Genomic DNA, 12,347 nt, shown 5'->3' on the forward strand with positions numbered 1-12,347 from the left:
GAGCTTCGTGCTCTGCCAGCGTTGCGGTCGGACGATCTGTGGAGAATGCCAGACGCCCGGGGCAGTCGGTTTCATCTGTCCGGAGGACATGAAAGCGCAACGGCAGAGCGCCCCTCGCAACCGGCTCGGCGCGAGGATCAGCAACTCCTCCCCCATCGTCACGTACGCGATCATCGCCGTGACGGCATTCGTGTTCCTGTTGCAGTGGATCCCCGGGCTGGGCGTCACGAACGCGCTCCTCTACGCCGGCGTGTACTCCGATCCGTCGTACGGTGCCTTCCAGCCCTGGCGGATGCTGACCGCCGTGTTCGTGCACTCGCAGGGCTTCATCTTCCACATCCTGCTGAACATGTACACGCTCTGGATCTTCGGACGGATCCTCGAGACCATGCTCGGGCACTGGCGGTTCCTCGCGCTCTACCTGGTCGCCGGGTTCGCCGGTTCGGTCGGTGTCCTGTTCCTCGCCGACCCGAGGACGGCCGTCGTCGGCGCCTCCGGCGCGATCTTCGGGCTGCTCGGCGCGTTCCTCGTCATCCAGCGACGCATGGGTGCCGACACCCGCGGGCTGTTGGTGCTCCTGGGCATCAACCTCGTCATCGGCTTCATCCCCGGCGTGAACATCGCCTGGCAGGCCCACCTGGGCGGTCTCATCGGCGGCGCCCTCGTCGGACTCATCCTCGTCAACACCCGCAAGCGCACCCAGCAGCCACTCCAGGCGGTCCTGATCGGCGCCTTGAGCGTCGTCCTCGTGGGCGCCAGCCTGCTACCCGCCCTGCTCTGAGCGGGGCCGCACTTCGACAGGCTCAGTGACCGGGATCGGCTGAGTGACCGGGATCGGCTGAGTGACCGGGATCGGCTGAGTGACCGGATTTGGTTCAGCGGCCAAGCCCGGCTGAGTGACCGGGTTCGGTCCGGTGGGCCGGCGAGGCCCGGTGAGCGGGTGCTACCCGGCGGCCAGCGTGGCCGGTGGTGCGGTCGGCGGTGATCCGCAACCATGGAGCAGACGTTGAAGGTTGGGTGAGTTATCCACAGAGTTATGAACACTGGGGATAATTACATGGGTGTGGTTCCCCGTGTTTCCGGGACTCCCTGCGGTTCTCCACACCGGCCTGTGGATAACTGGGAAGTTCTCCACACTCCTGTGGAGAACTCGATTCGTCGGCTGCCGGGTACAACGAAACAGCGGGCCGTCCGAGAGGACGACCCGCTGTGCACGACGTGAAGTGAGAGAGGCTAGCGCCACCTGGTGGTCATGAGGAAGCCGATGAAGGCGATGCCGAAGCCGACGAGGATGTTCCACGGGCCGAGCGACTGGATCGGGAGCAACGTGCCGCTCAGGTAGTAGACGACGATCCAGGCGAGGCCGAGGAGCATGAAGCCGAACATGACCGGCTTGAACCAGACCGCGTTCGGTGCGGGTTCGCCGCTCGTCTGCTCGGGTTCGCGGGACGGTTTGCTTCGTGACTTCGTGCGTGCCATGCCGACATTCTACCTGTTCACCCCAATCGGTGCCTCGGGGATCAGCCGATCCCGAGTTCTTCTCGGTAGAATCCATGCGTGACCGACGACCTACCTTCGCGAGCGAGCGCACGCGCCGCTGAGCGGAGTGCGCCGTCGAAGCACCGCATCAGCGTCTTCGGGGTCGCCGGCGAACTCCTCATCACCGCGGGCATGGTCGTCCTGCTCTTCCTCGCCTGGCAGCTCTGGTGGAACGACATGATCATGGCCGGCAGCCAGGCGAACGCCGCGTCGAGCCAGTCGCAGGAGTGGATCAAGAACGCCGAGACCGCTCCCGCGCCGGAACCGACCGTCGACGCGAGCGGCGCGCCGAACTACGGTGAGCCGCCCGTGACCGCCCGCCCCGCGCCGGGCGACCCGTTCGCGGTGCTCTACGTACCCCGCTACGGCGCCGACTACCGCCGCGTCGTGGCCGAGGGTGTCGACACCGCGACCGTCCTCAACAGCTTCGACCTCGGCGTCGGTCACTACCCGAGCACCCAGATGCCCGGAGAGGTCGGCAACTTCGTCGTCGCCGGTCACCGCAAGGCCTACGGCGGCGCGATGACCCTGATCAGCGACCTGCAGATCGGCGACAAGGTCTACGTCCAGACGGCCGACGGCTACTACACCTACGTCTTCCGGAACATCACCTACGTGCTGCCCACCCAGGTCGACGTCCTCAACCCCGTCCCGCAGGTCGACGGCGTCGCACCGACGCAGCGCATCCTCACCCTGACCACCTGCAACCCGCTCTACTCGACGGCGGAACGCAGTATCGCTTACGCGGTGTACGAGTCCTGGCAGCCGCTGTCAGCCGGGCCGCCCGCCGAGATCGCCGCGTCCGTCGCGGCCGCTGGAGGCTGACGATGTACGGCGCACTCTGGAGGGTCCTGCCCGGACCCGTGTGGCTGAGGATCTTGATCCTCGTCGTCCTGTTCGTCGCGGTCGTGGCTGCGCTCTTCACCTGGGTGTTCCCCTACGTGGACTCGTTCATTGTCGATCAGAATGTGACCGTCGGCGACGAATGACCCGCGTCCTGGTCATCGACAACTACGACAGCTTCGTCTACACGCTGAACGGTTACGTCGAACAACTGGGCGCCGAGACCGTCGTCGTGCGGAACGACGGCGTCGCCCTCGCCGACCTCGAGGGCATGATCCGCGAGTTCGACGGCGTGCTCGTCTCCCCCGGACCCGGTCGGCCCTCCGACGCTGGGATCTCGATGGCCACCGTACACGCGGCGCACCGCACTGGGACACCGCTCCTCGGGGTGTGCATCGGCCACCAGGCGATCGCGGAGGCGTTCGGAGCGACCGTGCACACCGCTGGCGAGCTCATGCACGGGCAGACCTCGCTCGTGGAACACGACGATAGTGTCCTCTACCGCGGCATCCCGCAGCAGTTCAACGCCACGCGATACCACTCGCTCGCCGTCGTCGACGGCACCGTGCCGGAGGAGCTCGTCGTGACGAGCCGCACGACCGGCGGCGTGATCATGGGGCTGCAGCACCGGGACGCCCCGATCCACGGCGTGCAATTCCATCCGGAGTCGGTGCTCTCCGAGGGCGGCTACCAGCTTCTGGCGAACTGGCTCGAGACGACTGGGCTCACGGGTGCGCATCAGCGGGCGCGAGGGCTGAGCCCGCTCATGACCCGGTAACCCTTCGACAGGCTCAGGGACCGGAGAGCTTGCTCAGGGACCGGAGAGCTTGCTCAGGGACCGGAGAGCTTGTTCAGGGACCGGAGAGCTTGTTCAGGGACCGGAGAGCTTGTTCAGGGACCGGAGAGCTTGTTCAGGGACCGGAGAGCTTGTTCAGGGACCGTCCTTCGACAGACTCCGGAATCAGCGCCGTCTACGAACCGGTGCAGTAGGTGAGCGTGATGACGGACTTCTGCGGGATGTCGCCTGGTGCGGGTGACATGGCCGTGACCGGGTCGCCGGCGACGGCCTTGCACGTCGCGTCGGCCTGCGGCTGCACGGTGAACTGCCTCGTCGCATCCTGCAGGTAGTTCGTCGCGTCGAGGAGCGGCTGCCCGACGACGTCCGTCAGCGTGACGTTCCCACTGGAGACGACGAGGTTGACCGTGGAGCCCTGGTCGACGGAGGTGCCCGCTCCGGGATCCATCCGCAGCACGACACCTGCCGGCACGGTCGGCGAGTTCTCCCGGGTCACGGAGCCTTGCGTGAGGCCGGCGGCTGCGACCGCGGCCCACGCGGCCTCGGAGGACTGGTTGACGACGTCGGGGACCTCGACCTGCGCACGGCCGGTCGACACGTAGACCTTGATCTGCGTGTTCTTCGTGACCGTGGTCCCGCCGGGCGGGTCGGTGCGGATGACGTGACCCGCCTTGTAGTCGCTGCTCGCTTCGTCGAACTTGGTGGGCACGAGCTCGAGCTGTTCGATCGTGCTGTTCGCGCTCTCCCACGTGGCGTCGACGAGGTCGGGGACCTCTCGGGAGTCCGTGGAGATGCTCGTCGCGGGTGGGAGCTGGACCACCCAGAACACGAGCGAGAACAGGATGACGGCGATACCGGCGATGGCCGCCCAGATCCACACGACCGGTGGCCGGCGCTGGGTACGCGTCACGGTGTCGTCCGAGGTGAGCTGACGGATCGCCTGCTCGGTGCTGGACGCCGCCGTCGGCGACGGGCCGAACAGCGAGTCGTGGTCGTCGCGTCGGACCGGAACATGGCCGGCTCCGGCTTCGTCGAGATCCTCACGGAACTCGACGGCGCTCTGGTACCGCTCGAAGCGATCCTTCGCGAGGGCTCGGAGGACGACCTGGTCGAGCGCCGGCGACACCTTCGGGTTGATCGAGCTCGGCTTCACCGGGCGCTCACTCACATGCTGGTACGCGACGGCGACGGCGGTGTCGCCGCGGAAGGGCGCCTTGCCCGTCAGCATCTCGAAGAGGACGACGCCGGTGGAGTAGAGGTCGGTCCGGGCGTCGACCGTTTCGCCCTTGGCCTGCTCGGGAGAGAAGTACGCGGCCGTGCCGAGGATGGCGGTCGTCTGGGCGACCGTCGTGGACGAATCGGAGACGGCGCGCGCGATACCGAAGTCGGTGACCTTGACGTCGCCGGCCGAGGTGATCATGACGTTGCCCGGCTTGATGTCGCGGTGCACGACGCCGGCTCGGTGGGAGTACTCCAGCGCGGTGAGGATGCTGTGCGCGATGCGCACGGCCTCCTCGGACTCGACGGGGCCCTCGGCGATGAGGTCCTTGAGCATGCGCCCCTCGACATACTCCATGACGATGAACGGCTCGATGAGGTCGTGCCCCGATCCGTCCTTCACCCGCTCCTCGCCGGCGTCATAGACGCGGACGATGGTGGGGTGGGCCATCCGAGAGGCGGCCTGCGCCTCCTGGCGAAAACGGGAGCGGAACGCGGGGTCGGTGGCGAGCGTGGACTTCAGGACCTTGATGGCGACGGTGCGACCGAGCTTGGTGTCCACGCCGCGGAAGACGTTCGACATGCCCCCGCGACCGATGAGGTCGCCGACGACGTATCGGCCTGCGAGCAGGCGTTGATCGTCAGCCACGTACCACCCCTGAATTCGCTTGGAGGACAAACACTAACAGCTTACCCGGGCACCCTTCGAGTGCTCTCAGGGATGACCCTGAGAGCACTCGTCGAAGCATGACTACGAGGTCGCCTTGACGACCGTGATGGGCGTGGGCGCAGGGGAACCAGACGAGGTGCCGGTGCTGCACCGGACGGCGTACGTCGCCGACAGCGAACCAGGGGTGTCCACCGTGACCATGCCGAACGTCGTGTTCGCGTCGAACTCACCAGAGGAGTTGTTCTGGAACGTTCCTCCGGTGACGGAGACGGTGTAGCCCAGGAAGTCGGTGCCGCTCGGGCAGGCGTTCTGCACGGCGAGCCAGTCGATTCGAATGGTCGTGGATGCGGCGTCCTTTGGAATCTCGAGCTGTCCGCCGTCGTTGAGCGCGGACTGATCGAACTTGGGCGCCTCCGTCGGCGCGTTGATCACGGCGATCTCGCCGTACACCGTGAGCGTGATTGCCGAGCCGGTCTTGACGTTGCCCGTGGGGTTCACGTCGTAGACGGTGTCGACCTGCTCAGGCGTGGTGGCGGCGTTCCCGACGTTCTTCGAGACGCTGAAGTTGTACGGTGCAGCACTGAAGATCGTGTTGAGCTCGTCGAAGGACCGGCCCTGGAGGTCGCTCAGGTTGATCGGGAACACCGTCGGCGTCGGCGACGACGTCGGAGTCGGGGTCTTCGTCTTCGGGGGTGCAGACGACGTGGTCGCCGACGGCGTCTTGCCCCCGGCATCGCTGCCCTGGTTGGCGAAGACCGCGATCAACGAGCCGACCAGCACGATGACGAGCAGGGCGACGAGACCGATGAGCGGCCACGTCCACTTGCTGCGTGGCTTCTTCTCGCCCTCGCCTTCGACGTCGTCCTCGAGCTGCTCCGCTTCGGCGGCGGAGAGCAACTGCGTGGTCGCGTCGTCGGCTGCGGGCATCCGGCGGGTCTGGTCCATGACGGTGGTCGCGGCGTCGCCGGCACCGCCGAGGATCATCGGGACGGCTGCAGCCGCGGCGTTGAGGTCGCCTCGACGGAGCGCCTGGGCGGCGCGCGCGACGTGGGCGGACGATGCCGGACGGTCGACCGGGTTCTTCGCGATCATCGACATGACGAACCGGCGGACCGGCTCGGCGATCGTGACGGGAAGCTCCGGCGGCTGCTCGTTGATCTGCGCCATCGCGATGGCGACCTGCGACTCGCCCGTGAACGGACGGCGCCCGGCGAGGCACTCGTACGCGACGATGCCGAGCGAGTAGATGTCCGTCGACGGCGAGGCGGGGTGACCGCTCGCCTGCTCGGGCGAGAGGTACTGCACGGTGCCCATGACCTGACCGGTCGCCGTGAGCGGCACCTGGTCGGCGATGCGGGCGATGCCGAAGTCGGTGATCTTGACGCGGCCGTCCGGCGTGATGAGCAGGTTGCCCGGCTTGATGTCGCGGTGGACCAGGCCGGCCGCGTGCGCGGCCTGCAGCGCCGAGGACGTCTGCGCGACGATGTCGAGCACCTTGTCGGTGGGGAGGACCCGCTCGCGCTCGAGCACGGTGGACAGGGCCTCACCGGGGACGAGTTCCATCACGAGGAAGGCGCTGCCGTCCTCCTCGCCGTAGTCGAAGACATTGGCGATGCCCTCGTGGTTCACGAGTGCGGCGTGCCGTGCCTCGGCACGGAACCGCTCGAGGAACCCGGGGTCCCCCATGTACTCGTCCTTGAGGATCTTGATGGCGATGGTCCGGCCGATGACCAGGTCAGTGGCCTGCCACACCTCGCCCATACCACCGATCGCAATACGAGATTGCAGTTCGTAGCGACCCCCGAAGGTCAGCCCGGCTGTCGGTCTCATTTATTCAGCACCGCCTCTAGTACTTTCTTCGCGATCGGCGCGGCCACGAGGTTGCCGTAACCGTCCTGACCGAGTCCACCGCCATCTTCAACAACGACCGCCACGGCGACCTTGGGGTCGTCCGCAGGCGCGAAACCGGTGAACCACAGCGTGTACGGATCGTCCGATCCGTTCTGCGCCGTGCCTGTCTTTCCAGCCACATCGACCCCGTCTATTCTTGCATTAGTCGCAGCACCGCTCTGGACGCCCTGGACCATGATGTCGGTGATCTCCTGAGCCACCGAGCTCGAGATCGGCTGCGACAACTGCGCCGGTTCGAACTCCTTGAGGACGCTCAGATCCGGGTTCACGACCCGGTTCACCAGCTGCGGGTTGCAGACGATGCCGCCGTTCGCGATCCCTGCCGAGACCATCGCCATCTGGAGTGCCGAAGCGCGGACGGTGTACTGCCCGAAGGCCGCCATGGCCGTCTGGTCGTCGCTCAGCGCGTTCGGGAACGTGCTCGGCTGCATCGGCATCGGGTTGAGCCCGGTTCCGGTGATGTTCACGTCCATGTTGAAGCCGAAGTTCTGGGCCATGTCGCGGATCTTCTCGTAGCCGAGTTCGACGCCGAGTTCTGCGAGCGGGATGTTGCAGCTGAGCTCGACGGCTGTCGCGATGGAGACCGTCGCGCCGCCGCCGCAGCTCCCGCCCTCCGAGTTGCGGATGACGGTGCTCGTGCCGGGCAGGGTGTACGTGGACGGGTTCGGGAACTCCGACTCCGGCGTGTAGTCGCCGGAAGCGAACGCCGCAGCGGCCGTGACGAGCTTGAAGGTGGAACCGGGTGGATCGAGGTCGCCGTCCACGCCCTTGTTGAGAAGCGGCTGGCGGTCGTCGTCGTCGAGGGCGCGGTACGCGTCGAGCACGGCGGCGTTGTCGTGGCTGGCGAGGACGTTCGGGTCGTACCCGGGGCTCGACACCGAAGCGAGGATCTTGCCCGTCTTCGGTTCGATGGCGACGATCGCGCCCTCCTGGTCGCCGAGCGCGTCGAAGGCGGCCTGCTGCACGACGGGGTCGATGGTGACCTCGACCGCGGCACCCTTCGGGGCCTGCCCGGAGATGAGGCGGTTGATGGAGTCGAGGAACTGCGAGTTCGACGTGCCGCTCAGGAGGTCGTTCGTCGCGAGTTCGAGCCCGGAAGACCCTTGCGTGGGCGAGAAGTAGCCGGTGACGGGCGCATACAGCGGGCCGTTCGCGTAGACACGCTGGTACTTGTACTCGTCGTCACTCGCGACGGACGAGGCGATGGCGGTTCCATCCGCGAGCAGGATGGGGCCCCGCTCCGTCCGGTAGCTGTCGTAGAGCGTCCGGGTGTTACGACCGTCGGCGTTCAGGGTGTCGGCCTGGAACATCTGGATGATCGTGGTCGACCCGAAGAGCGCCAGGAACATCGCCAGGACGACGATGCTCACCCGCTTGAGTTCGCGATTCATGAGACCACCGCCTTGGGTTGGGTCCGGACAGTGTCGGAGATGCGGAGCAGGACGGCGATGATGATCCAGTTCGCGACGAGCGACGACCCGCCGGCCGCCAGGAAGGGTGTGGTGAGTCCCGTGAGCGGGATGATGCGGGTCACGCCGCCGACGACGACGAAGACCTGCAGTGCGACCGTGAACGCCAGGCCGATCGAGAGGAGCTTGCCGAAGTCGTCGGTACCGGCGTAGCCGACTCGGAAGCCTCGCGAGACGAGTAGCAGGTAGAGCGCGAAGATCGCGAAGAGGCCGGCGAGACCGAGCTCTTCACCGAGGCTGGCGATGATGTAGTCACTCTGCGGGACGGGGGTGATCTCGGGCATGCCCTGGCCGAGCCCGGTGCCGAGCAGTCCGCCGTGGGCGAGGCCGAAGATGCCCTGCACCAGCTGGTAACTGCCGCCGTCGCGGTCGAACACCTCCGGGTTGAAGGCGTCCCACCAGTTGTGGAAGCGACCGGCGACGTAGGAGAGGGTCTGACCGGCGATGAACGCACCCGCGAAGAACATCGTCAAGCCGATGATGATCCAGCTGGCGCGGCTCGTCGCGACGTACAACATGACGAGGAACATGCCGAAGTAGAGCAGACCGGTTCCGAGGTCGCGCTGGAACACGATCACGCCCATCGCCATCGCCCACACCACGAGGATCGGGCCGAGGTCGCGCAGCCGGGGGAACTGGACCCCGAGGAACTTCTTGCCCACCATCGACAGGCTGTCGCGTGTGCGCACGAGATAACCGGCGAAGAACACGGCCAGCGCGATCTTTGCGATCTCACCGGGCTGGAAGGTGACGGCGTCGCCGATGCCGATCCAGACCCGGGCGCCGTTGACCTCGCGACCGATGCCCGGCAGCAGGGGCAGCAGGAGCAGGACGAAGGCGAAGAGGCCGGCGATGTAGGTGTACTTGAACAGGACGCGGTGGTTGCGGATGATCAGGACCACGGCGATGGCGCCGGCGATCGCGATCGCACTCCAGACCATCTGTCGGACCGCGGCGCTCGCCCAACCGGAGTCGCCGAGGGCGATGTCGATCCGGTAGATCTCGGCGATGCCGATGCCGCCGAGCACGGTGGCGATCGGTAGCAGGAAGGGGTCGGCCTCAGCCGCGGTGTAGCGCAGCACGATGTGGAAGGCGAGGACCAGGAGTGACAGGCCCGAGCCGAACGTGATCAGGGCGAAATCGAGGTGCCCGAGGGCGCCGAGCTGCACGAGCATGACCGCGACCGCGTTGATGGCGAACGCGAAGATGAGGAGCGCGAGCTCGAGGTTGCGGAGCTTCTTCGGCAGCCGGAGTCGGCGCATCGTCTTGATGACGCCGGTGTCGGCTTGGATGGGGGCTGCGACGTCACTGGTCATCGGTCACCCGCAGACGTTTCACGATGTCGAGGGCCTCGGTGAACGAGGATGCGCTGATGGTCTGGTCGACGGCCTGGCGGTCGAAGTCGGAGAGCGAGCCGAGCGGGATGCCGGTGTCCTCCTTGACGTTCGAGAGTTTGATGGGGCCGACGTCCTGCTGGATCCCCTGGTAGATGACCACCGTGTCGTCGTCGCCGCCCACGAAGTACCTGGTCTGGGTCCACGCGTACCCGAGCACGACCCCGCCGACGATCGCGATGATGACCACGATGAGGCCGACGAGCCAGGTGATACGCCGACGTCTCGCGCGACGCTCGTCCTCTTCGATGAGCTCGTCGAGGTAGTCCTCGGAGGCCGGCTCGAAGTGGGAGTTGCCGAGCGAGGTGACGCGGCCGGGGTGCAGCCAGCTGTTCGGGATGAGCGACGGCTTCTTCACCGACGGGGTGAGTGCGAAGGCCACGGGCTTCGAGGCCGAACCGACGACGACGGGCTCACCGTCACTCACCGGCTCGTCGACGATGTCGACGACCACGACGGTGACGTTGTCCGGGGCACCGCGGTCGAGGCTCTGCCGGACGAGCTTCTCGGCAGTGCGCTGCGCTGACAGCTTCTCGGTGAGGGTCGCGGTGATGTGCGTCTCGTCGACCACGCCCGAGAGACCGTCCGAGCAGAGGATCCAGCGGTCACCCGGCTGCGTCCCGAGCGTCATCGTGTCGATCTCGGGGGAGGCGTCGACGTCGCCGAGGACGCGCATCAGCACCGACCGGCGGGGATGGACCATCGCCTCCTCGGCCGTGATCCGGCCGGAGTCCACGAGGCGCTGGACGAAGGTGTGGTCGACGGTGATCTGGCTGAGCTCGCCCTCACGGAAGAGGTAGATCCGGGAGTCGCCGATATGGGCGATCGCGACCTCGTTGCCGATGACCGCGAGCGCGGAGACCGTGGTGCCCATCCCCGTCAGCTCGCGGTGCTTCGAGACCGTGTCGCCCAGGATGGAGTTCGCCGCGAGGATCGCCGACTGGAGCGTCGCCTCTGCGGCCTCGGACGAAGGATACGGCTCGTCGGCTTCGATGATGCGGTTGAGTGCCATCGCCGAGGCGACGTCACCACCCGCGTGGCCGCCCATACCGTCGGCGACGACGAACAGGTGGTGCCCGGAGTAGCCGGAATCCTGGTTGTTTGAGCGCACTTTACCCACGTGGGAGAGCGCTGCGCCGGCGCCGCTGGTCGTCACCGGGTTACCGCCGCAACTCGAAACTGGTCTGGCCGACCTTGACGGGGGTGTCGAGTGGGATCTGCGTCGGGACGCTCACGCGCTTGCCGGCGAGGAAGGTGCCGTTGGTGGAATCGAGGTCCTGGACCATCCACTCGTCGTTCCAGAGCATGAGTCGCGCATGATGCGTGGACGTGTAGTCGTCGCGGATGATGAGGCCGGAGTCCGCTGAGCGGCCGATGGTGATCGGCTCGCGGCCGAGGGGGAGCTCGGTGCCCTGCTTGGGCCCCGACACGATGACGAGGCGCGAGGTGTTCTCGACCGTGGCGCGCGGAGGCGTGCCGCTCGATCCACCGGCGGCGGCCCGACTGGGGGCCGGGGCGGTCGCGGCGCGCATCGGCTGCGGCGGGGTGGCCGGAGCTCCGTTCGACGACTGCTGCTGCGGCTTCCGGACACGCGGTCCGAAGAGGTCGGTGCGGAGGGCGTAGACGATGCCGAAGACGAACGTCCAGAGCAGGAGCAGGAAGCCGATGCGGAGGACCAGCAGGGTCAGTTCGCTCACGCGCCGTCCCCCCACGAGTCGCCGAAGGACGACACATCGTGACGTCGGGTCGCATCGCTCATCTGGCGATCGGATCCGCCGGCCTTGGCGACCACCCGGAACACGATCCTGGTGCGGCCGATCTCGATGACGGAGTCGGGGGAGAGGGCCGCCTGGCGGAAGGACTGACCGTTGAGCTTCGAGCCGTTCGTCGAGCCGAGGTCGCGCGCCTGACCGGCGTTCCCGTCCCAGAGGATCTCGACGTGCTTCCGCGAGGTACCGGTGTCGGGGATCGTAATGTCGGCCTCGGTACCGCGGCCGATGACCGTGCGGGCCTGCGTGATCGGGTAGCGCTTGCCACCGATGTCGAGCACGGGCGCCCAGGTGACGGAGCCCTTGAGGTTGACGCTGTCGATCTGGACGAGGCCGTCGGGGAGGGAGCGGTCGCCGGAGAGCTTGATGGTCACGGCACCCGGGAAGGAGTACCCCTGGCTCTTGGCGTGCTTCTGGACGAGCGAGCCGAGTTCGTCGATGAGGGAGGGACCGATGGTGTCCATGCGCTCGAAGTCGGTGGGCGACATGCGGACGGTGAACTTGTTCGGCACGAGGATGCGGTCGCGGGAGACGACGGCTGCCTTGGTGTCGAGCTCGCGTCGGAGCGCGCTCGTGATCTCGACCGGCTGGAGTCCGGACTTGAAGGTCTTCGCGAAGGCGCCGTTGACGGCGCGCTCGAGTCCCTTCTCGAAGTTGTCCAGAATGCCCACGGTCTCTCGATTCGTGTCGGTGTCCAGGCAATGTTAGACGGTTTGCCTGCACGCGAGGCCAATCGAC

12 protein-coding genes are annotated in these 12,347 nt (G+C 66.9%); 4 read left to right on the forward strand and 8 right to left on the reverse strand.

Translation table 11 applies throughout. The features are described 5' to 3' along the window. The first annotated feature begins 88 nt into the window (after positions 1 to 88). A complete protein-coding gene (locus tag CCK91_RS01065) occupies positions 89 to 781 on the forward strand; it encodes a rhomboid family intramembrane serine protease (RefSeq protein ID WP_242664199.1) in 693 nt (230 codons plus the stop codon). 452 nt (positions 782 to 1,233) lie between these two features. Here CCK91_RS01065 and CCK91_RS01070 read toward each other — a convergent pair whose 3' ends face one another. Then, on the reverse strand, positions 1,234 to 1,479 hold the full coding sequence (locus CCK91_RS01070) for a cell division protein CrgA (RefSeq protein WP_064294026.1): 246 nt from the start codon (positions 1,477 to 1,479) through the stop codon (positions 1,234 to 1,236). Positions 1,480 to 1,557: 78 nt separating this feature from the next. On the opposite strand from CCK91_RS01070, the gene CCK91_RS01075 reads away from it, so the two are divergent. Genes CCK91_RS01075 through CCK91_RS01080 form a run of 3 tightly spaced genes read left to right on the forward strand, consistent with a single transcriptional unit; the run spans position 1,558 to position 3,160 of the window. Continuing rightward, on the forward strand, positions 1,558 to 2,364 hold the full coding sequence (locus tag CCK91_RS01075) for a class E sortase (protein ID WP_133059902.1): 807 nt from the start codon (positions 1,558 to 1,560) through the stop codon (positions 2,362 to 2,364). A 2-nt stretch (positions 2,365 to 2,366) separates the two neighbouring features. Then, positions 2,367 to 2,528: a hypothetical protein gene (locus tag CCK91_RS19535; protein WP_165766953.1), complete on the forward strand. Its 162-nt coding sequence runs from the start codon at positions 2,367 to 2,369 to the stop codon at positions 2,526 to 2,528. Further along, complete coding sequence (locus CCK91_RS01080; RefSeq protein WP_086472482.1) at positions 2,525 to 3,160, forward strand: anthranilate synthase component II; 636 nt, start codon at positions 2,525 to 2,527, stop codon at positions 3,158 to 3,160. Before CCK91_RS19535 ends, CCK91_RS01080 begins: the two co-directional genes overlap by 4 nt. Before the next feature lie 193 nt (positions 3,161 to 3,353). Here the strand turns inward: CCK91_RS01080 and pknB are convergent, their stop codons facing one another. From pknB to CCK91_RS01115, 7 genes are all read right to left on the reverse strand, one after another. Next, complete coding sequence (pknB, locus tag CCK91_RS01085) at positions 3,354 to 5,045, reverse strand: Stk1 family PASTA domain-containing Ser/Thr kinase (RefSeq protein ID WP_086472483.1); 1,692 nt, start codon at positions 5,043 to 5,045, stop codon at positions 3,354 to 3,356. Between the two features lie 102 nt (positions 5,046 to 5,147). Beyond that, positions 5,148 to 6,896: a serine/threonine-protein kinase gene (locus tag CCK91_RS01090; RefSeq protein ID WP_086472484.1), complete on the reverse strand. Its 1,749-nt coding sequence runs from the start codon at positions 6,894 to 6,896 to the stop codon at positions 5,148 to 5,150. Continuing rightward, entirely contained in the window at positions 6,893 to 8,368 is a 1,476-nt protein-coding gene (locus CCK91_RS01095; RefSeq protein WP_086472485.1) for a peptidoglycan D,D-transpeptidase FtsI family protein, read from the reverse strand. The genes CCK91_RS01090 and CCK91_RS01095 overlap by 4 nt, the downstream gene beginning before the upstream one ends. Further along, positions 8,365 to 9,762: an FtsW/RodA/SpoVE family cell cycle protein gene (locus tag CCK91_RS01100; protein ID WP_086472486.1), complete on the reverse strand. Its 1,398-nt coding sequence runs from the start codon at positions 9,760 to 9,762 to the stop codon at positions 8,365 to 8,367. Before CCK91_RS01100 ends, CCK91_RS01095 begins: the two co-directional genes overlap by 4 nt. Beyond that, positions 9,752 to 10,996, reverse strand: coding sequence for a Stp1/IreP family PP2C-type Ser/Thr phosphatase (locus CCK91_RS01105; RefSeq protein WP_086472487.1), 1,245 nt, complete (start codon positions 10,994 to 10,996; stop codon positions 9,752 to 9,754). Before CCK91_RS01105 ends, CCK91_RS01100 begins: the two co-directional genes overlap by 11 nt. Positions 10,997 to 11,000: 4 nt before the next feature. Continuing rightward, positions 11,001 to 11,537 carry an FHA domain-containing protein FhaB/FipA gene (locus CCK91_RS01110; protein ID WP_086473110.1) on the reverse strand — a complete coding sequence of 179 codons (537 nt, stop codon included), beginning with the start codon at positions 11,535 to 11,537 and terminating at the stop codon, positions 11,001 to 11,003. Next, positions 11,534 to 12,280 carry an FhaA domain-containing protein gene (locus CCK91_RS01115; RefSeq protein ID WP_086472488.1) on the reverse strand — a complete coding sequence of 249 codons (747 nt, stop codon included), beginning with the start codon at positions 12,278 to 12,280 and terminating at the stop codon, positions 11,534 to 11,536. Before CCK91_RS01115 ends, CCK91_RS01110 begins: the two co-directional genes overlap by 4 nt. Between the last annotated feature and the right edge of the window lie 67 nt (positions 12,281 to 12,347).

Source organism: Plantibacter elymi (nom. nud.), assembly GCF_900177795.1.
GTDB lineage: Bacteria > Actinomycetota > Actinomycetes > Actinomycetales > Microbacteriaceae > Plantibacter > Plantibacter elymi.